The sequence below is a fragment of the Arthrobacter sp. Y-9 genome, from assembly GCF_029690065.1.
Lineage (GTDB): Bacteria > Actinomycetota > Actinomycetes > Actinomycetales > Micrococcaceae > Arthrobacter_E.
The window spans coordinates 2872454-2895028 of sequence record NZ_CP121463.1; the positions used below are offsets into that span (position 1 = coordinate 2872454).

Annotated in this window: 17 protein-coding genes; 8 read left to right on the top strand and 9 right to left on the bottom strand. The window is 66.5% G+C overall.

The window, feature by feature from the left end:
- Positions 1–25: 25 nt before the first annotated feature.
- The 5 genes from P9849_RS13015 to P9849_RS13035 are packed head-to-tail and all read right to left on the bottom strand — an operon-like array spanning position 26 to position 4550.
- A complete protein-coding gene (locus P9849_RS13015) occupies positions 26–1258 on the bottom strand; it encodes a beta-ketoacyl-[acyl-carrier-protein] synthase family protein (protein WP_278267161.1) in 1233 nt (410 codons plus the stop codon).
- The gene (locus P9849_RS13020; protein WP_278267162.1) at positions 1255–1500 is read right to left on the bottom strand and encodes an acyl carrier protein; all 246 of its coding nucleotides are present in this window, start codon (positions 1498–1500) and stop codon (positions 1255–1257) included. The genes P9849_RS13015 and P9849_RS13020 overlap by 4 nt, the downstream gene beginning before the upstream one ends.
- A gap of 16 nt (positions 1501–1516) precedes the next feature.
- A complete protein-coding gene (locus P9849_RS13025; protein WP_278267163.1) occupies positions 1517–2455 on the bottom strand; it encodes a beta-ketoacyl-ACP synthase 3 in 939 nt (312 codons plus the stop codon).
- A 47-nt stretch (positions 2456–2502) separates the two neighbouring features.
- Positions 2503–3567 carry a hypothetical protein gene (locus tag P9849_RS13030; RefSeq protein ID WP_278267164.1) on the bottom strand — a complete coding sequence of 355 codons (1065 nt, stop codon included), beginning with the start codon at positions 3565–3567 and terminating at the stop codon, positions 2503–2505.
- A 14-nt stretch (positions 3568–3581) separates the two neighbouring features.
- Positions 3582–4550: an AfsA-related hotdog domain-containing protein gene (locus P9849_RS13035; RefSeq protein ID WP_278267165.1), complete on the bottom strand. Its 969-nt coding sequence runs from the start codon at positions 4548–4550 to the stop codon at positions 3582–3584.
- A 216-nt stretch (positions 4551–4766) separates the two neighbouring features.
- Between P9849_RS13035 and P9849_RS13040 the strand changes: the two genes are divergently transcribed.
- From P9849_RS13040 to P9849_RS13050, 3 genes are all read left to right on the top strand, one after another.
- Positions 4767–6317, top strand: a complete 1551-nt coding sequence (locus P9849_RS13040; protein ID WP_278267166.1) for an FAD-dependent monooxygenase — start codon at positions 4767–4769, stop codon at positions 6315–6317.
- Between the two features lie 6 nt (positions 6318–6323).
- On the top strand, positions 6324–7790 hold the full coding sequence (locus P9849_RS13045) for an MFS transporter (RefSeq protein ID WP_278267167.1): 1467 nt from the start codon (positions 6324–6326) through the stop codon (positions 7788–7790).
- A gap of 119 nt (positions 7791–7909) precedes the next feature.
- Positions 7910–9061, top strand: coding sequence for a hypothetical protein (locus tag P9849_RS13050; protein ID WP_278267168.1), 1152 nt, complete (start codon positions 7910–7912; stop codon positions 9059–9061).
- 835 nt (positions 9062–9896) lie between these two features.
- Here the strand turns inward: P9849_RS13050 and P9849_RS13055 are convergent.
- From P9849_RS13055 to P9849_RS13065, 3 genes are all read right to left on the bottom strand, one after another.
- Positions 9897–11063 carry a cystathionine gamma-synthase gene (locus P9849_RS13055; protein ID WP_278267169.1) on the bottom strand — a complete coding sequence of 389 codons (1167 nt, stop codon included), beginning with the start codon at positions 11061–11063 and terminating at the stop codon, positions 9897–9899.
- Between the two features lie 36 nt (positions 11064–11099).
- On the bottom strand, positions 11100–12485 hold the full coding sequence (locus P9849_RS13060) for a cystathionine beta-synthase (RefSeq protein WP_107004355.1): 1386 nt from the start codon (positions 12483–12485) through the stop codon (positions 11100–11102).
- A 100-nt stretch (positions 12486–12585) separates the two neighbouring features.
- The gene (locus P9849_RS13065; protein WP_278267170.1) at positions 12586–13134 is read right to left on the bottom strand and encodes a Chromate resistance protein ChrB; all 549 of its coding nucleotides are present in this window, start codon (positions 13132–13134) and stop codon (positions 12586–12588) included.
- Positions 13135–13216: 82 nt separating this feature from the next.
- Between P9849_RS13065 and P9849_RS13070 the strand changes: the two genes are divergently transcribed.
- From P9849_RS13070 to P9849_RS13090, 5 genes are all read left to right on the top strand, one after another.
- Positions 13217–14443 (top strand): MFS transporter, encoded by a 1227-nt coding sequence (locus P9849_RS13070; RefSeq protein ID WP_278267171.1) that lies wholly within the window; start codon positions 13217–13219, stop codon positions 14441–14443.
- Between the two features lie 171 nt (positions 14444–14614).
- Complete coding sequence (locus P9849_RS13075; RefSeq protein WP_278267172.1) at positions 14615–15361, top strand: hypothetical protein; 747 nt, start codon at positions 14615–14617, stop codon at positions 15359–15361.
- Positions 15358–17049 (top strand): DNA polymerase Y family protein, encoded by a 1692-nt coding sequence (locus P9849_RS13080; RefSeq protein ID WP_278267173.1) that lies wholly within the window; start codon positions 15358–15360, stop codon positions 17047–17049. The genes P9849_RS13075 and P9849_RS13080 overlap by 4 nt, the downstream gene beginning before the upstream one ends.
- An 87-nt stretch (positions 17050–17136) precedes the next feature.
- Positions 17137–21123, top strand: coding sequence for an error-prone DNA polymerase (locus P9849_RS13085; RefSeq protein WP_278267174.1), 3987 nt, complete (start codon positions 17137–17139; stop codon positions 21121–21123).
- Between the two features lie 84 nt (positions 21124–21207).
- Complete coding sequence (locus P9849_RS13090; RefSeq protein WP_347567904.1) at positions 21208–22215, top strand: 3-methyladenine DNA glycosylase; 1008 nt, start codon at positions 21208–21210, stop codon at positions 22213–22215.
- 18 nt (positions 22216–22233) lie between these two features.
- Here P9849_RS13090 and P9849_RS13095 read toward each other — a convergent pair whose 3' ends face one another.
- A complete protein-coding gene (locus P9849_RS13095) occupies positions 22234–22527 on the bottom strand; it encodes a DUF1905 domain-containing protein (RefSeq protein WP_278267175.1) in 294 nt (97 codons plus the stop codon).
- Positions 22528–22575: the final 48 nt, after the last annotated feature.

Below are 22575 nucleotides of genomic sequence, written 5' to 3' on the forward strand. Positions count from 1 at the left end.
TGCTCGTTCGCTATCACAAGAGTCCTCACGGAGTCAGAGCGAGGGCGACGTTATGCCCGCCGAAACCGGCAGACAAGGTGACCGCAACGCCTGATGCAAGTTCCCGGCTCTGACCGGTCACGAGGTCGATCGAGAAGGCGGCGTCGACGCGCTCGGTGTTTGCTGTGGGCGGGATCGTACGCTTCGAGAGGGTCAACGCCGTCACCGCGGCTTCGATCGCACCGGCCGCCGCCAGGGTGTGCCCGGTGACGCCCTTGACAGAGGTCACCGGGACGCCCGAGCCGAACAGATCGCGGATCGCCGCCGCTTCCGACGCGTCATTGAGCGGAGTCGACGTGCCATGCGCGTTCACATGGGTCACCTCGCTCAGGCCCAAGCCAGCGTCCACTTCAACAGCTTCCAGGATGGCACGCCGGATGCCGTCGCCGGACGGATCCGGGGCCGTGACATGCTGGGCATCCGTGCTCGAGCCGAACCCGGAAACGTGGGCGTAAACCCGGGCCCCACGCGATCGCGCCGCCTCTGCCGATTCCAGGATCAGAACTCCCGCACCTTCAGCGGGCACGAAACCGGCGCGGTCAGCCGAGAACGGTCGCGATGCAGACTCCACGGGTTTCCCGAGCTTGCTGAGCGCTCCCATGTTGTTGAGAGCTGCGAGGTTGATGTCTGTCAGGGCGCTCTCCGCGCCACCAACGATCACGACATCGCACCGACCTTGTCGCAGAAGGTCACGGCCCTGGCCGATCGCCGACGTGCCGGACGCGCAGGCCGTCGCGACCGTGAACGCGGGCCCGCGCACCTTGAATTCGATTGCGAGCGTGCCAGCCAGCATGTTCGGCATGGCAGATGGGATCAACAGCGGCGACACACCGTTTGGGCCGTCGTTCGACATCGCTTCCGCAGCCCTGTCGTAGACCTCCGCTCCGCCCAGCGAGTTCCCCATCACCAGCCCGACGCGGAAACCGTCCCAGCGTGTCGGCTCAAGGCCACTGTCGTTGAGGGCTTCACGGGTCGCGAGGATCGCAAGCTGAACGAACCGGGCCAACCGCCAGGCTTTTGCCGGTCCGAACTCCGCCCGCGGATCGAAGTCAGGAACGACGGCGACCGGCAGGACCGTGGATCCGTCACCGATCGTGCGATCGTGTGCTTCAGTTCGCGCGGCGGAGAGAATAGTGCTCCACGTCGTCGAGGCCGTGAGGCCGGCCGGGGTGACCAGACCGATGCCAGTAATGGCGGCGTCGAAACGATCACTCGTCATCGCGATGCACCAGCGCGCTCGGCAATCAGATTCACAACCTGATCGATCGTGTGGTGCGGAAGAATGATTCCGGTTTCGATGGTGGCACCGAAACTCTTCTGAACATCGAGAAGCATCTCGACGAGAGCTAGGGAATCCAGTCCAAGGTCATCCATCGTCGAGGAGGCGTTCGCGGTCTCTTCGACGGGCACACCGAACTTCTCGGTGAGGATGGTCAGGAAGGAGTCGTGGATGGTCGGCATGGGCATGTTCCTTTGTTCAGATGGTGAAGGTGGTATCCGGAGCGGTGAGCGTCGCTGCACCCCAGGTCGCTCCGCCTCCGAAGGCAGCGAGCGCGATCCGTTGTCCCCGAGTGATCGTGTTGCTCCTCAGAGCCTCGTCGAGGGCGATCGGGATGGAAGCCGCAGCCGTGTTGCCCACGCGGCGGAGGTTCATCCGGACCCTACTGGCGGGCAGATCGAGTCGGTCGGCCACCGCTGCGAGAATCCGGGCGTTTGCCTGGTGCCCGACGAAGTGATCGACCTCCTCGACATCCCAGCCGGCACTGGTCAAGGCGATCTGAGCAGCCTCCTGCATGCGGACCACGGCATTGAGGAAGACCGCCTGACCTTGCATGTGGAAGTAAGGGTCCATTGACCCGGGGGCACTCCCGACTGCGGCGCCCTCGGCTCGGATCAAGTCGGCCAGAGCGCCGTCACTGCGCAGGACGATTTCTCCGATCGCCCCGGGATCCTCGGCATGGCCGGCCTCGATGATGACTGCACCTGCCCCATCTCCGAACAAGGGCACCGTGGTCCGGTCATTGGGGTCGAGGAGGCGGGTGAAGGTCTCCGCCGCCACGATCAGGACGCGGTCGGCAGCGCCTGAGCAGACGGCGTTCCGGGCAGCGGCGAGCGCGTATAAGAACCCACTGCACACTGCGGCGATGTCAAATGCGGGGATCGTACCGAGCCCGAGCCGAGACGCGACCTCCGGGGCCATCGCCGGGCAGGCCCTGTCGGGTGTCGTGGTAGCCAAGATCAGCTGGTCGATGGAACGCCCGGACGGCAACTGTTCGAGCGCTCGTTCTGCGGCGGCGGCGGCTAGGTCCCTCGTGGTTTCGTGCGTGGCGACGTGCCGCTGGAGGATGCCCGTGCGTTGACGAATCCAATCGTCCGAGGTGTCCATCCGCATCGAGAGCATCTCATTGGTCTCCACGTGCAAGGGCAGCGCGCTTCCGGTTGCGACAAGGACTGCTCCACGACTCATGCAGACACCGCCGTCCGCTCATCTTCAGCGACCGATCTCCCTGAACTTCTGAGGTCACCGAGGCGAACAGCCACACAGGAGACCGTGAACCCGGCCCCTGCGCAGATGAAAAGACCGATGTCGTCGATCGCATGGACGCCATGGGAGAGCATGTCGTGGAGGTTGGCCAGAGTGTCTCCCGCGCCGAGGTGACCAGAGTCATCACCCAGATACACGAGGGGCTTCGGCGTCAGCTTACGGATCGCTGGAGCGTAGATGTCACCCACGACTTTCCTGCCGACGCGGGGAAGCGCGATGAACCGTAGCCGATCAGACTCCACCGGGATCCCGGCGTCGGCAAGGCTCCGCGTGATCACTGACCGCAGCGCGTCGACCATATCAGCAGCGAACGATTCTGCACGCCCCGGAGTGTGCAAGTGCGCCTTCTTGGTCCGGCGTACATCGATGGTGTCGCGAGCCTCTCCCGGCTTCCAGGTGAAAGGATCCACACCGCGGTGGAGGCCTTCACCGGAAAGAACCACGCTGGTGGCCGTGGAGAGAATTTCAGGGAGCCTGTCATCGGCTGACTTCGTCAAGACCACGGCAGCGCCCGCGTCACCGTACCAGAGCGTGGAATCGCTGTTCCAGCGATCGAAATCGCCGTCGAAGATGTCCGAGGTTGACACCAGCGCGGCACGGCACGCGGGATCGACAGCCATTCGCGCCAGTGCAATCTCTAGGGCTGTCTCTCCCCCATTGCACATGGTCTGCACGCCGATCGGAAGGGCGGCGTGAGCGCCCAGCTGATCGGCGAGGTAATGCGCGGGAGACCAGAAGTCATGACCTTGGTGATGAATCCAGGCATGGGCGATAAGGCCGATCCCGTCGTTGTCGACGTGGGCCGACGAGATCGCCGTCGCCGCAGCCTTCAATGCCAGAAGCGGCGGTCCAGGTTCCTGTGCTGCGGGGAGTCGATTGACGCCGACGTCTCGGGCCACCTCTTGCGTGACGATGCCTTGCTGAACAGCGGTCGCGGTGTCGATGGTGGGCGCCAGGACGAGGGCGGTGGCGGCGATGCGCACGCCCGGGGGCATCTTCAATGGGTCTCCTGAGAAGTGAATGGGGTGAGGTGTTTCTCAAATCCGAGGTGGATCGTCGCAACGACCGCGCCACTTTGGCGGATCTCTATGAGGTGACTGCTCGAGCCGGCCGGAGCGTCCTTGCCACCGCGAACTGACAACACCGCGGGCATGTCCAGCTCCACGTAGTTAGAGAACTCACCGCGGAACCAGACCAGGCACTGCTGCTCGGGACCGTGGGAGGGTTCACTGAGCCCCACCAGCTGTCGCGCGGCGTCCGTGAGAGCCATGGCTGGAGCATGGTCTTGCGGATGGTCGAAGATGCTCCAGTTGCGCACGGGCAGACGGAGTACACCCATGAGCGAGGAGCCTCGGCCTACGGCTTGAGTGATGAGCACGTTGTCGGGGTGCGTCCGGCCAACCGCCCATGGTTCGATCGTGGAGGGGGTGTCACTCAGACTAAGGCTGGAAGGGGCCGGTGTCCCTGAAGACCGGGTGGACCTCAAATACTGGTACGTCTCCTCGGTAAGGAACATCACGTCGAACGACATCGTGCCGACCAGCGTCTTTCCGTCTGCCCGAAAGAGCTCGACGGTACTGGCCACTGAACGGACCTGCTGCCGACGGGTTTGATGCTCTCGGAGCGTGACCCACACCTGTACCTCAAGGGGAGGATCGTCCTGCGAGGGCCTGGCATCGAGGGGGAAACTGCCTTCCCACTGACGGAGCACGAAATGCGTGCCGAACGGGATCTTCCATTCGAGGTGGGCTGCGGCTGTGACAGCCTGCCGACAGACCTCCATCAGACCGAGGATGTCAACCGGCCCCGCGGTGTCTCCGTAATAGCTGTGGCTCGCCGGCAATTGAGCCGTGCACCACCCGGTAGTCATGTCCACTTCAGTGATGAAAACCTCGTGCACCTGCCTTCGGTGGACCAAATGTCGGTCAATTGTTCGGCTGCTTCTCGGTTGCAGAACCGCGGTCATGTCTTCCCTCTCAGAGCTCAGGTCACGCAACGGTTCAGCTCTGCGCAGGATCTAAACAGTTGGTTGCTACGTACCAGCGCTCTGATATTGGCGCGCGCCTTGTCGCATGTCAAGTCCATTTTCGCTCCCCGGCTCTGGCCTCAATCCTCAGTTGATACGGTTACTGATATATAACAGATGTCTGTTACCGTTTGCTCCATGAATGAAGGAGACACGATGAACGAGGTTGATGTTGTCGTGGTGGGGGCGGGACCGGTGGGCCTGTACCTGGCAATCGATCTGGCAATGCGCGGCGTCTCGGTCCAGCTGTTGGACAAGGCCCGCAGACCGCTGCGGCACTCACGCGCGTCGGTCCTCTGGCCCCGGCAGCTTGAGCTGATGCAGGCCATCGGCGTCGTAGATGACCTCATGGACCGGGGCCGCGCCATCGAGGGGGTCGAGTTCCACTCCAATCGGCACGATCTGGGTCAATTGCGCTTCTCCGCTATCCGCGAGGCCCCGTACCCGTTCGGACTCGCCATCTCACAGGAGATGACGGAACGGATGCTCGTGAAGAGGTACGAGGGTGACTTTGGCCCTCTGGCGCGCAGCAGCGAGGTTGTCGGCCTGTCACAGGACGCTTCCGGGGTCGATCTGACGGTGGTCACCGTAGGCCGGACGGAGAACGTGAGGGCGAAATGGGTCATCGGTGCCGACGGAGCGCACAGTGCGGTGCGTGAGCTGGCCGGGATTACCTTCACCGGACCACCGGGGACTGCTCGATTCGGCATCGGAGATGCCGCGATCGAGGGAACTCTGTCGACACGGATGCTTCACTACATCTATTCGCGGTCGACTGCGATCGGCATCTCACCCTTCACGGAAAAAACGATGCGCATCGCAGTGGCGATGTCTCCGGATGCTGAGAAACCCGACCACGCGTTCTTTCGCAAAATCCTGACCCAGAACAGCCGGCTTGTCACCGATGTCCATGCTCCGGAGTGGACCAGCGCCTTCGACGTCGCCTTCAGAACCGCCGAACGTTTTCGCGCAGGACGCGTGCTTCTCGCCGGAGACGCCGCTCATCTGCTCAGTCCGGCTGGCGGCCAAGGAATGAACACAGGCCTGCAGGACGCCGCCAACCTCGGATGGAAGCTGGCACACGTCATCCAGAAGATCGCTGATGAGCGGCTGCTCGACACCTACGACGACGAGCGGCGCGCCGCTGCGGCCCGCGTTGCCTCGACGTCTGCCCGCCTCGCCCGGTGGTCAGGGGTATCGGGTCCGCGGGCGACCAAAATGCGGGATGCCGCAGTCTTCGTGGCGACCCGAAGCCTGCGGCGACCGAATCTTGTCGACACCATCACCCAGCTGGATACCCGCTACGACTTAGATAACGAGGCCTCCGGCAGCAAGCTGATCGGTTCTCGCTTCCCGTCCTTCGCCGGAAAGGCCCCTTCACGGGCGCCATGGTCGAGTTGGCCAACGCACGACCGTGACCGTCACACCCTTTTCCTTTGGCCCGGGCGAACGCTCGCGCACAACTGGGCGGTTCAGGTCGCCGCCATCGAGCCCCGCACAGCACACTGCGTTCGAGACCTCGGTGCCATCGCCGCGCCAGGCTCAGCCCTCAGACTTGGGCGTCGACCGCACTACTACCTCGTCCGCCCCGACGGGCACATCATCGCCGAGGGCGTCCTCGGCCGGGATGGTGCCATTCCGCCGCACGTCCTGAATGCACAACAGGCCACATCACGTGCCCTGTTTGAGAACAAGAAAGGTGACTAATACCCCATGTCCCAGCCAACCTCAGTGAAACTCACCGCGCGGGAACGATGGAAACTCATCGCGCTTCTGGGCGCCAGCTTCACCCTCGCAGTGGACTTCTCCGTCCTGAATGTCGCGCTCCCCGACATTGGGCACGATGTGGGAATCTCGGCAGCCGATCTGCAGTGGGTCATCACAGCATTCGCCCTTCCCGCCGCCGGTTTCGGGCTGCTCTTCGGACGTCTAGGCGACCTCGTCGGTCGGCGTCTGCTTTTTGTGATCGGCATGATACTGCTCGGCGGTGGCAGTCTCATCGGCGGCATCGCATCAACCAGTTGGATCCTCATCGGTGCCCGGATCGTGCAAGGCTTCGGCGCAGCCGCCGTCGCACCAACTGCGCTGTCACTGCTCACGACTTCGTTCGAAGAAGGGCCTCGTCGGGCCAGAGCCCTCGGTATCAACGGCGCCCTGATTTCTGCAGGATTCACCGTCGGGGCGCTTCTTGGCGGCGTGCTGACCACGGGACTCAACTGGAGGTGGGCGTTCTTCATCAACGTCCCAGTCGCAGCGGTGATCCTTGTCGCTGCTCCCATCCTGTTTCAGGAATCCCGGCCTGAGACCAAACCTCGTCTCGACCTCACCGGCTCCGTTCTCATCAGCGCCGGCCTTGCTGCGCTCGTGTACGGGCTGACGGTTGCCGGCCAGACCGGCGTCACCGTAGGCGCTCCCTACCCATGGCTCGCGGCAGGGATCGTGTTGCTCGCGATCTTCGGGTGGGTTGAATCCCGAATCGCTTCTCCGCTGGTGGCCGTGCAGATCCTCCGCAGGCGCACAGTCGCTCTCGGCAACTTGGCCGGCCTCACGACGTTCTCGATGATGTCCTCACTCACCTTCCTGCTGACTCTCTATCTCCAGGACGTCCTGCTGCTCAACGCATTGATCACCGGTTTCATCGTGGCTGCCATCGGCATCGTCTCGATCGTCGCAGCCAACTTCGTGCCGAAGATCATCGGCCGCTTCGGACAGAAAACCCTTCTAGTCACGGCACTGGTCTTCCAAGGCGCTGGGACGCTCATGCTGGCATTCGCCGGACCGAACATGTCGTCCCTCGCCCTCATCCTCGCCGGAATCGTCATTGGCGCGATCGGACATATCGGTTCCATCATCGGTTTCATGGTCACAGCCACCTCCGGATTGCCCGATGACGAACAAGGACTTGCAACAGGTCTCACCACGACCAGCCAACAAGTCGGACTCGCCCTGGGTACGCCGATCATGGCATCGATTCTCGCCGCAGCTGCATCGACTGGCGATTCCAGCCACACCAATGGCCTCCTGCATGGCCTGACAGTTGCGATCGGAGCCAATGGGGTGGCCGTGCTTGTGGTTGGCGCGCTCGTCGCCGTCTTCCTTCCCGGACCCAAGGCGGCCTCTATGAGCCGCAAGGCCACGAGCGAAACTGAAGCACCCGCTCCGGAGAAGGTCGATTATTAGGTCAGGATCGTCGGATCTGTGAAATCACTGGTCGTTGCTCGAGTGGTGGAGGTCGCGCCTATTCGCGTGGCTGACCAGCGTTCCCCTTTTCCATCTCAACCAGCCCTTCAGGAGGACTGATGTCCCAAGAAAACACTGAGCAAAGCGGCTCACCACATTACCGACCGTTCACCCTCGCCCGGGAAGGAGAGTTGAAGGCCTTGAGGGATCTTTCGAAAGAGGCACATGAGAGGTTCACACCGATTTTTGTCATCCCGGCAAGACCCTTCGACTACGACAAGGGTGATCATACGAAGTCCATGGCACAGCACATCGCGCCATTTCCCGAGAAACTCGTCCCCGCCAGGAAGGCACCCCAGGCCTTCGTCGACACCTCGCTCCTCGATGATGAACGTCCCATCCATGGATCGACCCACCCGATCATCTGGCTGGTCCGCAAGACTGAGTCACTCGGTTTGGCTCTGACCCCGGTCCTCACACCGGAGAGTTCCTCTTCCCTTGTAGCGGCCGCACGGGCGCTGCATCACGAGACCGGGAGAGGAATCGCTTTGAAGCTGACCGGGCCCGAGTGGCCCAGCAAAAACCCCTCGCCATCACAGGCGATCCTCGCAGCGGTGGGCGTGGCACCTGCCGACGTCGATCTTCTCCTCGATTTCGGCGCCGATACCAGTTCCTTTGTAGCCTCGGCCATCCAGACGGAGCTTCAGGCACCATCAGCCACGCAGTGGCGGAGCGTAACGGTGGGCGGCTACGCCTGGCCGGCCGCTACTCCGGCTGACAAGGGGGTCTCGGTACTCCCCCGACATGATTGGAGGCAGTATTCTGCTGGTCGCCAAGCATTCAATGGACCCGACTCTCGCCGGGCAGACTTCTTCGACCACCTTGTCATCAACCCAGAGGCTGTGCTCGAGGTTGATCCCCGTTATCTGGCCATCAGTGCCACATTCCGTTACACCACGGAAGAAAACTGGTTGTTCAGCCGAGGTGACCTCTATAAAGCAAGCCAAGGCAGAGGGAAAGGAGGTAAAGCGGTTCCGACCGCTACCGGGCCGCTCACCCAGCATCATCTTTATGGCACTCCAATTCGAACCCGCGCCGATGACTGGATCGATAACACCCTCGACTCTTCAATGCCCTACAAGCCGGGCAACGCGGGGACGTGGCGACAATGGGCAACCTATAGGCACATCGAGGTCACGCTACATTCCCTCTCCAGTTTGTCCGGGCCTTCAGCTGCTCCCTCACAAGCTCCGACACTTCCTCACCACTGAGATGCTCGACGAGCCGAGCACGTAGAGTATTCGCCGGCTTGGATCGGAACCCCTTAACAAGGCCCCGGTCTTCCAAAGCAGCCAGGAGCTCATCGCGCCACAACAAGGTCGCAAGAAAAGCGGCTTCGACTCCGGGGTTCGGCAATCCCTGGCGATGGCGGCTCAAACGCACCCCGGAGTCGGTAGCGCGGGCAGTGAGCACTCCCCACCAGCCGGGCACCTGTTCCAACGCATGCTCAAGGTGCCGATCAGCTACCACCAACGTCATATAGTCAAGGATCTTTGAATACACCTCGACCTGCTTAGGCAAACGCTTCAACGTGTCTCGTTCGCTCTTGATCTCAAACCCTGAGAAAGACCCGTTCAAAACGGCAACATCCACCCGTACCTCACCGGCCAGGCCAAGCTCGTCCAAGATACGAGTAGGGGTCCTCTGATGAACGTGTTCCTCCTCAAGGAAGGCATGCAAAGCTACACGCACGTCATGGTCCCACATGGCCTCAGGTTAACAGCTGACGCTCAGGAGTAAAATTCGAAACTTGCCGCAGACTCATCACGAGTATCAGGGGGCTGATGATCCTTGACCGCGCAGCGACTCGGCGGCGGCACCGCAAGGGAGACGAGTTCTAGACAGTGCCAGGGTGTTCGGACGAAAACCTCCTACCTTGCAGCTGGAGATTTGAGGCCCAACCGCCGGATCGTCGCCTCTCGGGTGGGCTCGCTGTCGCTCTTTGAGGAAAGGGGACTGAGCGCCTCAACGCACAACGCCGGCCGAGCACGGCCCCGTGGGGGACCACCGTGCTCGACCGGCGCTTCAGGCCAAAGTCCCGGGGAATCAGAGCTGGGCGAAGGCCTGCTCCAGGTCCGCCAGGAGATCCTCGACGTCCTCGATGCCGCACGAGAGGCGCAGCAGGTTGTCCGGGACGGCCAGCTCGGTGCCCTTGACCGAGGCGTGAGTCATCTCGGCCGGGTAGTTCATGAGGGACTCGATGCCGCCCAGCGACTCGGCCAGCGTGAACACCCGAGTGGACTCGGCCACCTTGCGGGCCGCCTCGGCGCCGCCCTTGAACTGGACGGACACCATGCCACCGAAGCCGCGCATCTGCTTCGCGGCGAGCTCGTGACCGGGGTGGTCGGGCAGACCCGGGTACAGCACGGCCTCCACCTCAGGACGGGTCAGCAGCCATTCGGCCACGGCCTGTCCGTTCTTGCAGTGACGGTCCATGCGCACGCCCAGGGTCTTCAGACCGCGGGTGGTGAGGAACGCGTCCATGGGGCCGGAGACGCCACCGGCGGCGAACTGCAGGAACTGCACCTTCTGAGCCAGTTCCTCATCGTTGAGCACCACGGCGCCGCCCACCACATCGGAGTGTCCGCCGATGTACTTGGTGGTGGAGTGGATGACGATGTCGGCACCCAGCGCCAGCGGGTTCTGCAGGTACGGCGAGGCGAAGGTGTTGTCCACCACCAGGAGGGCCCCGGCGTCGTGAGCGATGTCCGCGAGCGCCGCGATGTCGCTGATGCGCATCATGGGGTTCGACGGCGTCTCGACCCAGAGCAGGCGGGTCTGGTGGTCTCGCACAGCCTGAGCGGTGGCTTCCAGATCAGCCAGGTTCACGGCGGTGTTGCCGATGCCCCAGTCCCCGTGGATGCGGGAGATCAGGCGGTACGTGCCACCGTAGGCGTCGTTGCCCAGCACGATGTGGTCCCCCGGGCGGCAGAGGGCCCGGATCAGGGCGTCCTCTGCGGCCAGGCCCGACCCGAAGGAGTAGGCGTACTTGCCGCCTTCCACCGCGGCGAGCTGCTCCTGGAGTGCGTCACGGGTGGGGTTGCCGCCGCGGCCGTACTCGTACCCGTCGCGCAGGCCGCCGATGCCGTCCTGTGCGTAGGTGGAGGAGAAGTGCAGGGGCGGGACCACGGCGCCGGTCCGGGGTTCGAAGGCCTGGCCGGCGTGGACTGCGGTGGTGTTGAACCCCGCGGTGCGGTCAGCTGCGTGGGACATGGTGTTTCCCTTCCATGAGGCGTGTGCCGGTGGGCGTCAGTTGCTGAGGTAGGCGAGGAGATCGTGACGGGTCACGATGCCCACGGGCGCTCCGACGAAGGTCACCATGATGGTGTCCGACTCGGAGAGCAGGGCGCGGGCCGCGGAGATGGACTCGAGGGAGCCGATCACGGGCAGCTTCTCCCCCATGTGGTCCGCGATCTTGTCCGTCATCTTGGCTTCGCCGCGGAAGAGTTTGCTGGTCAGGGTGCGTTCGTCCACGGAACCCAGAACCTCGCCCATCACCACGGGCGGTTCGGCGGACAGCACGGGGATGTGGTCCACCCCGTACTCGTTCATGATGTTGATGACGTCGCGGACGGATTCGTTGGGATGGATGTGGACCAAGTCCGGCAGGGATCCGTTCTTCCCTTCCAGCACGGCGCCCACGGTGTCCTCCTCAGCGCCCGGGAGGAAGCCGTAGGACCGCATCCACTGGTCGTTGAAGATCTTGGCGAGGTAGCCACGCCCGGAGTCCGGGAGGATCACCACGACCACGGCATCCTTCGGGAGGTCCTTCGCCGCACGCAGCGCGGCGACCACCGCCATGCCGCTGGAACCACCCACCAGCAGGCCCTCTTCACGGGCGAGCCGGCGGGTCATGGCGAAGGAATCGGCATCCGAGACGGCGATGACCTCGTCCGGCACGGACTTGTCATAGTTGCCGGGCCACATGTCCTCGCCCACGCCCTCGACGAAGTACGGGCGTCCGGTGCCACCGGAGTAGACGGAGCCTTCCGGGTCCGCGCCGATGACCTTGACCTGGCCGCCCTCGGATGCGGGACGGTCCGCGGAGACCTCTTTGAGGTACCGGCCGGTGCCGGTGATGGTGCCGCCGGTGCCTGCGCCGATCACCACGTGGGTGATCTTGCCGTCGGTGTCCTGCCAGATCTCGGGACCGGTGGACTCGTAGTGGCTGCCGGGGGCGGCCGGGTTGGAGAACTGGTCCGGCTTGTAGGCGCCGGGGATCTCGCGGACCAGACGGTCCGAGACCCCGTAGTAGCTCTGCGGGCTGTCCGGGGCCACGGAGGTGGGGGTCACCACGACTTCGGCGCCGTACGCCTGCAGCACGGCGCGCTTGTCCTCGCCCACCTTGTCCGGGACCACGAAGATGCACTTGTAGCCCTTCTGCTGAGCCACGAGCGCCAGGCCGACACCCGTGTTGCCGCTGGTGGGCTCCACGATGGTGCCACCGGGCTGGAGCTTGCCGCTCGCCTCCGCATCCGCGACCATCTTCGCCGCGATGCGGTCCTTGATGGACCCGCCGGGGTTGAGGTATTCGAGCTTGACCAGGACGGTGGCTTCGATGCCTTCGGTCACGTGGTTGAGCTTGATGAGGGGCGTGTTGCCGATCAGGTCCAGGACGGACTCCGCGTACTTCATGGCATCAACTCTATCCGCTGGCACTGACAGCGCGGGGGCGGCAGGAGGGATGTGGAAATCCAAGGTCACGCGGGCTTGTGGAAAGGCCCCGTAAGAGGATTCAGGCCCCCGGTTCGCGCGTCGCCCGGTAGACGTGCTCGGAGAACTGGTGGAGATGGTCTTCGCAGCCGGAGAGCCGGTCGGAGGCCTCCTGCGCCTCCGGGAGGGCGAGGACGTCGCGCCTCTTCAGATCCCGGTACCAACGGCGCAGCCGGTCCAGACTCTGTTCCTCCTCCTCGAGTTCGGCGAAGGTGAATTTCTCCTTGGCGATCTCCCGGTCGATCTCCTCGGCGAATTTTCCGCAATCGGCCAGGAACTCGCGCCATTCATCCACCCGAGCCGCCCGGAACGCGGACTCGATGAAGTCCTGTGAGGCGCTGTCCCGCGGGCCGGCGTCGAACGTCGCCAGGGTTCCGCCGCCGTCGGCCGCGAGCTGCGCGGCTTTCTCCAGCGCCGAGCGGAAGGGTTCGGTGGCGGGCAGCGCCCAGGTGCTCTGCGAGATGAGGACGGCTCCGGCTCGGCGCAGCTCACGCCAGACCGCCACCCGGTGCCGCGACGGCTCGGCCGGGACCTGGACGACGGCAAGAACCCATTCGATCTCTGCACCCATGCCTTGGACCGTAACACCTGACAGACCCTGATCGCTCACCACAGGCACACGAGCATTTGTAACGCCTGTTACATTGATTGATGTGACGGCATCGAATGACACGGCCCGCCCCCTCATCCCCCTCTACCTGGCAGGCTTCACCTCCGCCTTCGGAGCGCACGGAGTGGCCTCGGTCCTGGGCGCGGAATCCGCCGACCTGGGACTGACCCTCCTGGGACTCGGGGCGATCCTGGCGCTCTACGACCTGGCCGAGGTCGTCCTGAAGCCGGTCTTCGGGGCCCTCAGCGACCGGATCGGCGCGAAGCCGGTGATCATCGGCGGTCTGATCGCCTTCGCCGCAGCGTCCCTCCTGGCCTTGCTCAGCGCCTCCCCCGCCATGCTGGCCCTCGCCCGGCTGGGGCAGGGCGCGGCCGCGTCGGCGTTCTCTCCGGCGTCGTCGGCCGCGGTCGCACGACTGGCTGGCAAGGAGCGGCTCGGCCGCTACTTCGGACGGTACGGCGCCTGGAAGAGCCTGGGGTATGTGCTGGGACCGCTGATCGGCATCGCCCTCACCGGATGGTTCGGGATCCAGTCCCTCTATCTGGCACTCGCACTCTTCGCCCTGGCCGCGGCCGTCTGGGTGAGCCGCGGCCTTCCGGCGCTGCCCCCGGCACCACGGCAGCGCTCGACCCTCCGGGATCTGGCACGGCAGGTGACGGCGCGCGGCTTCCTGTTGCCCACCCTGCTGATGGCGATGACCACCGCCGTTCTCGGCGTCGCGGTCGGCTTCCTGCCCCTGCTGGCGGTCCGCCTGGAGCTTCATCCCCTGACGGGTGCCGCCGCAGTGGCACTGCTCGCTCTGACCTCGACCGCCGCGCAGCCGGTCATCGGACGACTGCACGACGAAGGGCGGCTCCGGACCGCCACCGGCAGCGCCGTCGGTATGGCCCTGGCCGCCGTCGGCCTCACCCTCCTCGCCTTCTGGCCGAACGCCGTCACGCTTTTCGCCGCGACCCTGGCGTTCGGCGTGATGACCGGCACGCTGACGCCGCTCGCCTTCGCACACCTCGCCGCGACGACTCCCGAGGAACGGATGGGCCGGACGATGGGCAGCGCCGAGATGGGGCGCGAACTCGGCGACGCAGGCGGCCCTCTCCTCGTCGGCGCGCTCGCCACCCTCTGGACCCTGCCGGCCGCGCTCCTCACACTGGCGGGCCTCAGCGCGGTCGCCGGAGCGGCAGGCTGGAGCGGTCTCCGGCGCGACGACGACGGCGACCCCCGGCCCGCTGACCGCCCCGCCGAACGCCGCCATCCCTCCCCGACCACCTGACCAGCGACGACGTCACCGCCCGCTCCGAGAAGGTCCCTGAAACCCGCCGAAAAGCGCCCGAAACGACCCCTTCCGGAGCCTCGCAGACCCCTCCGGAAGGGGTCTCGAAGTATCCACAGGCACCCCTTCGCCCGATTGACTTAATCGAACATACTTTCGAATAATGGAGGCATGCCACTCCCGCTCAGCTCCGTCTCCACCGCCTCCGCGGAGGACGGTCTGCGCGCGCTCCAGGAACGCATCCACGTGATGCAGGGCAGGGGCAATAGGGAGGGCTCTCACCCCGTGATTCCGGGGTTTCGAAGGCTTTTCCCCTCTGGGCTGAAGGGCGGTGCGGCGTATTCGCTCGAGACCCCTCTTTCCGTGGCCATGGCGCTGCTCGCGGGGCCGTCCGCGAACGGCCAGTGGTGCGGCGCGGCGGGCATCCCCGACTTCGGCGCCGAGGCCGCCGCGGGCTTCGGCGTCGTGCTCGAACGGTTCGTGCTGGTCCCGGACACCGGACCGGAGTGGGTCCCCGTCGTCTCGACCCTTGCGGACGTCCTTCCGGTGCTGCTGGTCCGGCCTCCCGGCCGGGTCGCCCCGGGGGACGCGGCGCGCCTCGCCTCACGCCTGCGCGAACGCGGCGGAACGCTCCTGGTCCTCGGCCCCTGGCCGCAGAGTGAGGGACTGCTCCGGGTGCGCGGCTCTCGCTGGGAAGGGCTCGGCGACGGCCATGGTCACCTGAGGCGGCACCGGATGGAGCTGGAACTCCAGCACCGTGGGCGCACCCGGACCGCCTCCCTGGATCTCGCGTCACTGGATTCCTCCGGAAACCTGGACGGCGCCGGAACGTGGCAGGGCACCGGAGGACAGTCAGCGTCCCGGGCCCCGCACGCGTCGACGGCTCACCGCCCTGCTCTCGTGCAGGTCTCACCATGAACGTGAGACCACCGGACGCAAGAAGGCCGGACGCGAGAACACCGAGCACAGAGGCACCCAGCACGGGGACGCCGTCCGGCGTCCCCCGGGCGCTCATCGTCTGGTTCCCCGACTGGCCACTCGTCGCCGCACAGCTGGCGGAGGAGATCCCTGAGCGTGTCCCCGCGGCGCTCCTCGAGAAGGGTCTCGTCGCGGTCTGCTCGTCCGAGGCGAGGGCAGCCGGCGTGGTCCGGGGCATCCGCGTCCGCGAAGCACAGTCCCGTTGCCCCGACCTCGTGACGCTGCACGCCGACCCTGACCGGGACTCCCGGGAGTTCGAACCGGTCGTCACGGCCCTCGAGGCCGTGCTGCCGGGGGTGCAGATCCTCCGTCCCGGCCTGTGTGTCATCCGTGCCCGGGGCGCCGTCCGTTACTACGGGAGTGAGGAGGCCGCCGTCGGCGCCGCCCTTGAAGCGGCCGCGCAGCTGGGGCTCGAAGCGAGGGCCGGGATCGCGGATTCGGTGTTCGCAGCCGAACAGGCGGCACGCAGCACCACGGAGCTCTCGCCACTGTTCATCGTCGCAGAAGGAGACTCTCCCGCTTTCCTCGCAGGAATTCCGGTCACGGTCCTGGGCGAGCCCCGGCTCGTCTCCTTGCTGATCCGTCTCGGCATCCAGACCCTGGGCAGCCTCGCGGCCCTGTCATCGTCGGATGTCCGGTCCCGGTTCGGCGCCGCGGGGTTCCTGGCCCACGCCTGCGCCCGCGGGCGGGATCCCCGGGAGATCGTGCCACGGATCCCTCCTCCTCCCCAGGACCGGACCATCACGTTCGAGCCCGGCCTGGACCGGGTGGATCAGATCGCTTTCGCCGTGCGGCCGACCGCGGAGGAATTCGTGGAACGGCTGCGTCGTCAAGGGCTCGCCTGCACCACCTTGCGAGTGAGCATCACGGACGACGCCGGGCATCGCTCCGAACGCAGCTGGGGGCACCCGCATCACTTCGGCGCGGGCGACGTCGTGGACCGCATCCGCTGGCAGCTCCAGTCGTCCGGCGTTCCGGCCCCGGCACGCCGGAAGACCGCCCCGGCGAACACTGCCGCCCCGGGAGCCCGGTGGAGGATGACGGGTGAAGCCCTCGGCGCCCCCATCGTCCAGATCAGGGTCATCCCGGATGCCGTGGACCTGCTGGGCCGCCGTGGACAGGCCCTGTTCGGTGGCGTGGACGAACGTCTCGACCATGGCCTCCGGCGTCTCCAGACGATGCTCGGCCATGGATCCGTGCTGCACCCTGTGCCGGGAGGCGGCCGTCTCCTGGCGGAACGCAGCCTGCTGGTGCCCTGGGGCGAGGAGGCCCCGTCCGGCACGGCAGCACGCGCAGAACGACCCTGGCCCGGCGCCATCCCGGACCCTTTGCCGGCCACGGTGTTCCCCGAACCTCTGCCGGTCCGCTTGCTGGACGAGCATTCGGGCACCCTACAGGTCGGGGAACGAGGGGATCTGGCCGCGCCTCCGGCCTGGTTCTCCCCCGGCCCCCGTGCCCTGCGCCGGGCCGTCGTGGGGTGGGCCGGGCCCTGGCTGTTGCGGCAGCGCTGGTGGGATGCGGAGGAGAAACGCCAGGCCGAGCGCTTTCAGATCCTCGACAGTGAGAACGAGGCCTGGCTTCTGCTCGGCGAAGGCGGCGAGTGGTGGGCGGAAGCCCGGTACGACTGACAGCATGAGCAGGCGGGGCAGCCACTCTGAACAGCGGTCATTCTGAACAGCGGGAAGGAGAAGACGGTGGGCTGGAACAACCCCTCCATGCCATGGCAACAGCTCCATGACATCCTCGACGGCACCGAGGTCCAGCGTGCCGGGAAACGGAAGGCCAAGCGCACTGACGCCGGGCGGGCTCCGATCGAGCGCGACGGCGGGGACAGCCCCGCGTGGTCCCACAAACGCGGCCCGTACATCCCACTCCCCCAGCTCCTCGCCGCAGCCACCGAGAAGTCCGGAACGGACCCGGCCTCAGCCGGTGCCTCGCCCCTCAGCGCCCCATCGCTCAGCGCAGACCCGGACTTCTCCGGCGCAGGCGGACGCACGACGGCGGAGCCCGGTCGGGCGCGAAGCGGACATCACGGACGGGCAGCCGGCACCAGGGTCACCATTCCGTACGCCGAACTACATGCGCATTCGCACTACAGCTTTCTGGACGGTGCCTCCTCCCCGGAGGAACTCGTGGAGGAGGCCGTGAAACTGGGCCTGCACGCCCTGGCCATCACCGACCATGACGGCTTCTACGGAGTGGTCCGGCTGGCCGAGGCCGCCGAAGCCTATGGGCTCAAAACCATCTTCGGCGCGGAGCTCTCCCTCGGTCTGAGCGCACCGCAGAACGGGGTGGCCGATCCCGAGGGCGAACACCTCCTGGTGCTGGCCCGGGGCGAGGAGGGCTACCACCGTCTGGCCGGGGCCATTACGCAGGCCCAGCTCGCCGTGGGTGCGGAGAAAGGGCGCCCCGTCTTCGACCTCGACGACCTCGCCGTGCGGCTGCGCGGACACGCCGTGGTTCTCACGGGCTGCCGAAAAGGGGCCGTCCGGCGGGCCCTCGCAGGAGCCGGTGCGGACGGCGGGTTCCGCAGCCCCGAAGCCGCCGCCGAACATGCCGTGCGCCGCCTCGTCGAGCGGTTCGGGCCGGAGGGTGTCGCCGTCGAGCTCTTCGATCACGGCAATCCCCTCGACAGCGCTCACAATGACGCCCTTGCCGCGATCGCCGACCGGCTGGGCCTGCCCTGCGTCGCCACGAATGCGGTGCATTTCGCGGAGCCGTCCCGCCACCCGCTGGCCACGGCTCTCGCCGCCGTCCGAGCGCGCCGGAGCCTCGATGAGATGGACGGCTGGCTTCCCGCGAGCGACGGAGCCCATCTGAGAAGCGGTGAGGAGATGGCCCGTCGCTTCGCACGGTATCCGGGCGCTGTGGCGAACACGGTCCTGCTGGCCGACCAGCTCTCCTTCCCGCTCCGTTCGGCCCGCCCGAAACTGCCACAGCAGGACGTCCCGGAGGGGCACACCCCCATGTCGTATCTGCGCGAGCTGGTGGAGCAGGGCATCACGGAACGGTATGGCGCTCCAGGGCCGGGGTGGCGTGGGCCGGTGCCCGTGGAGGAGGTGCGGGCCCGGGTCGAGCAGGAGCTGGCCGTGATCGAGAAGAAGGACTTCCCGGGCTATTTCCTGATCGTTCATGAGATCACTCAGTTCGCGAAGAGCCGGGGCATCCTCTGCCAGGGCCGGGGATCCGCAGCGAATTCCGCCGCCTGCTACTTCCTCGGCATCACGGCCGTGGACAGCATCATGTACCGCCTGCCGTTCGAACGCTTTCTTTCGAGCCTGCGGGAGGAGGAACCGGACATCGATGTCGACTTCGACTCGGACCGGCGCGAAGAGGTCATTCAGCACGTCTACGCCACCTATGGCCGGGCCAATGCGGCACAGGTGGCGAACGTCATCAGCTACCGGCCCAAGAACGCCGTGCGGGATGTCGCGAAGGCCTTCGGCTACAGCCAGGGCCAGCAGGATGCGTGGTCCAAGCAGCTGAACCGCTGGGACGCCCTCTCAGAGGCCCGGGAGTCAGGGGCGAGAGAGACAGGGGCCCGCGAGTCGGAGGCACACGAGCCGGCGGCCCGGGAATCTGCTGCGGACACCACTGCGGATCCGGCCGTGGCAGGAGGAGGGCAGCCGGAGAGCAGGGCCGCGGAGGGCCGGACAAAGCCGTCCCGGTCCTCCCATTCCTCTCAACCGTCCCGACCGTCACGGCCGTCCGGGTCCTCGTCCTCCTCGAAGGGACCAGCGGATTCGGAAGGACCATCGGACGACGCCGTCATTCCGGAACCCGTCCTCGCCCTCGCCGAGCAGCTGCTCGGCTATCCGCGGCACCTCGGCATCCACTCGGGCGGCATGGTCCTGACCGAACGCCCCGTGGGGGAAGTGGTGCCGATCGAGCATGCGCGCATGGAGAACCGCACGGTTCTGCAATGGGACAAGGATGATTGCGAGTGGATGGGGCTCGTCAAGTTCGACCTCCTGGGCCTCGGGATGCTCGCCGCGCTCCAGTACTGCTTCGACCTGGTCGAAGAGAACTTCGGCGAACGCTGGACCCTGGCAGATCTGCCGAAAGAGGAGCCCGCCGTCTACGACATGCTCTGCCGGGCCGATTCGGTGGGAGTGTTCCAGGTGGAGTCCCGGGCTCAGATGAGCACTCTCCCCCGCCTGCGTCCCCGGGAGTTCTACGACCTGGTGGTGGAGATCGCGCTCATCCGGCCCGGCCCCATCCAGGGCGGCGCCGTCCACCCTTACATCCGGCGCCGCTCCGGGGAAGAGAAGGAAACCTACCCTCACCCTCTCCTCGAGCCGGTCCTCAAACGGACCCTCGGCGTCCCCTTGTTCCAGGAGCAGCTCATGCAGATGGCCATGGCGATCGGCGGGTGCAGCGCCGAGGACGCCGATCTCCTGCGCCGGGCCATGGGTTCCAAGCGCGGAATCGAGAGGATCGACAGCCTGAAACAGAAGCTCTTCGCCGGCATGGCGGAGAACGGGCTGAGCCCTGAGGAGGCCCAGACCATCTATCTGCAGATCAAAGCGTTCGCCAATTTCGGCTTCGCGGAATCGCATTCCCTGAGCTTCGCACTGCTCGTCTACGCGAGTTCCTGGCTCAAACTGCACTACCCCGGCGCGTTCCTGGCGGCTCTTCTCCGGGCTCAGCCCATGGGCTTCTACTCACCGCAGACTCTGGTGGCCGATGCCCGGCGTCACGGGGTGCGGGTGCTGCGCCCGGACATCCTGCGTTCCCGGGCGGAAGCGTGCCTGGAGCCGGACGACGGCGAACCGGAGGACGGCGCGGACCCCGGCGACGCGCACCGGGACACCGCCCGGGGCCACGACGCTCCCCGGACACCCACCCCACCCCACGGAACCTCATCCTACGGAGCCTCATCCCGTAGAACCCCACGCCGCGGGCTCGATTCCTGCCTGGACGACCTCCAGCCCAAGGTCGGTCCTTTCGATCCCGAGGCTCCCGACGACGGCGAGGCCCACCGCCGCGACGGGACGCACGCCGTACGCCTCGGGATCGCCAGCGTCACGGGTATCGGGAAGGACCTTGCCGAACGCATCGTGACCGAGCGGGAGACGAACGGGCCCTTCCTCGGTCTGACGGATCTCTCCCGGCGCACCGGCCTCACCGCGGAACAGCTCGAAGCACTCGCCTCGGCCGGAGCCTTCGAATCCCTGGGGCTCAGCCGTCGTGAGGCCCTCTGGCAGGCAGGCTCTGCCGCGCTCGAACGGCCGGGCCAGCTCCCCGGCACGCAGCCTTACATCCAGCCGCCTCTCCTGCCCGAACTGGGTGACGAGGAGGCCGTGGCGTACGAGCTGTGGGCCACCGGCATCGCCACGGACGACCACCCGGTCCGGCACGCCCGGGGTCCCCTCGACGCGCGCGGAGTCCTGCGGATCACGGCCCTGCGCAGCGCGGAGGACGGCACTCGGGTGGAGGTCGCGGGGCTCGTGACCCACCGGCAGCGGCCTCAGACCGCGCAGGGCATCACGTTCATGAATCTCGAGGACGAGACCGGGATTCTCAACGTGGTGTGCAGCGTCGGGGTGTGGACCCGCTACCGACGCGTCGCGCAGACCGCCAAGGCCATGGTGGTGCGGGGCCTGATGGAACGCAGCAAGGAAGGCGTCATCAATCTGGTGGCCGACCGACTGGAGGCCCTCCCCCTGCGGGCCAAGACCACCTCGAGGGATTTCCGGTGAGTGCGAACCGAGCGGCGATGAAAGGAACCCCATGAAGCGACCCGGTGAAAGGAAGCGTTCAGTGTCCCGTGACATGATGCTCCCGTGACCTCCGTTCTCCCCACCTCCCGCGCCTCAGGTGCCGCGGCACCTGCCGCGCGCCCGGTCGGGGTCTCCGCGGCACCAGACGCGGAAGAGGTCTGGGAGGCGCCGGCGCACTACTCGCTCGCGGCCACGTGCTTCCCCTTGCAACGAGGCGACGGCGACCTCACCTTCGCCCCGCATCCGGGCGGACTCTGGACGGCCTTCCGCACCCCGGAGGGCACGGTGTCCCTCCTGCTCACCCATCACCGGGACGAATTGCGGGCGCGGGCCTGGGGCGACGGTGCGGCTCACGCCATCGCCTCCGCGCCGGCCCTCCTCGGCCTCACCGATGACTGGGGAACCTTCGACGCCGACCCCTTCCACACCTCCCTGCCCACACTGGTCCGGGAAGCCCGACGCCGGAACCCCGGCCTGCGGGCACCGGCCACGGGGCGGGTGGTCGAGTCACTCGTGCCCACGATCCTCGAACAGAAGGTCACCACACTCGAAGCCCGCCGGGGCTACCGTTACCTGGTGCGCCGCTTCGGCTCCCCGGCTCCGGGTGCGGGCCGGTTCGCGCCCGCCGGGCTGATGGTGGCGCCGTCGGCCGCTCAATGGCTGCGCGTGCCGTCCTGGGAATGGCACCGCGCCGGGGTCGGCCCCCAGCGGTCGGCGACCGTCCTGCGGGCGCTGCGCTCGGCGTCGGGCCTCGAACGGCTGGCGGAGAAGAGCGCCACCGAGGCAGCCGCGGGGCTTCAGAGCATCCCGGGCATCGGGGTGTGGACCGCGGCCGAAGTCACCCAGCGCACGCACGCAGACCCTGACGCCATCTCCGTGGGCGATTTCCACCTGGCCAAGTTCGTGGGCTTCGCGCTGACCGGCGAACGGACGGACGACGCCGGGATGCTGCGCCTGCTCGCCCCATGGGAGGGGCAGCGGCAACGGGTCGTCCGGCTGCTCTACGCGGCCGGCGTCCGGGCGCCGCGTTACGGACCGAAGATGACGATTCAGGACCACCGAGGCCACTGAGGCCCGAAGCCGAACCCCTCAGGCCCGCCGCTCGGTCAGGTGGACCGTCACCTCGTCGCCTGCGGTCTTGCCGCTCCGTCGCCGCAGCGCAGCACTGATCGGGAGCTTGTGGGTGCCGTCGCCGAGGGCCATGAAGGAGCTTTCGAACGGCTCCCCGTCGACGGTTCCCGTGACCCGGACCAGCCCGCGGGTTCCGAAGTACTCCGCCGAGCCGTCCATCTGCACATAGGTCCAGCCGCCCTTGGCGGGACTCGTCACGAGCGTGGCGGTGAACGTCACGTCCAGTGGTCCCGGCTGTGTCGCGTCGGCCATTCGGGTTCCTCTCCTCGTTGAAAGCCTGCCCTCCTGCCACGGTACGCC

Excerpts from the sequence above, each read along its gene's own strand:
- P9849_RS13015 (WP_278267161.1), bottom strand. The coding sequence starts at position 1,258 with ATGACGAGTGATCGTTTCGACGCCGCCATTACTGGCATCGGTCTGGTC.
- P9849_RS13020 (WP_278267162.1), bottom strand. The coding sequence starts at position 1,500 with ATGCCGACCATCCACGACTCCTTCCTGACCATCCTCACCGAGAAGTTC.
- P9849_RS13035 (WP_278267165.1), bottom strand. The coding sequence starts at position 4,550 with ATGACCGCGGTTCTGCAACCGAGAAGCAGCCGAACAATTGACCGACAT.
- P9849_RS13040 (WP_278267166.1), top strand. The coding sequence starts at position 4,767 with ATGAACGAGGTTGATGTTGTCGTGGTGGGGGCGGGACCGGTGGGCCTG.
- P9849_RS13045 (WP_278267167.1), top strand. The coding sequence starts at position 6,324 with ATGTCCCAGCCAACCTCAGTGAAACTCACCGCGCGGGAACGATGGAAA.
- P9849_RS13050 (WP_278267168.1), top strand. The coding sequence starts at position 7,910 with ATGTCCCAAGAAAACACTGAGCAAAGCGGCTCACCACATTACCGACCG.
- P9849_RS13055 (WP_278267169.1), bottom strand. The coding sequence starts at position 11,063 with ATGTCCCACGCAGCTGACCGCACCGCGGGGTTCAACACCACCGCAGTC.
- P9849_RS13060 (WP_107004355.1), bottom strand. The coding sequence starts at position 12,485 with ATGAAGTACGCGGAGTCCGTCCTGGACCTGATCGGCAACACGCCCCTC.
- P9849_RS13065 (WP_278267170.1), bottom strand. The coding sequence starts at position 13,134 with ATGGGTGCAGAGATCGAATGGGTTCTTGCCGTCGTCCAGGTCCCGGCC.
- P9849_RS13075 (WP_278267172.1), top strand. The coding sequence starts at position 14,615 with ATGCCACTCCCGCTCAGCTCCGTCTCCACCGCCTCCGCGGAGGACGGT.
- P9849_RS13080 (WP_278267173.1), top strand. The coding sequence starts at position 15,358 with ATGAACGTGAGACCACCGGACGCAAGAAGGCCGGACGCGAGAACACCG.
- P9849_RS13085 (WP_278267174.1), top strand. The coding sequence starts at position 17,137 with ATGCCATGGCAACAGCTCCATGACATCCTCGACGGCACCGAGGTCCAG.
- P9849_RS13095 (WP_278267175.1), bottom strand. The coding sequence starts at position 22,527 with ATGGCCGACGCGACACAGCCGGGACCACTGGACGTGACGTTCACCGCC.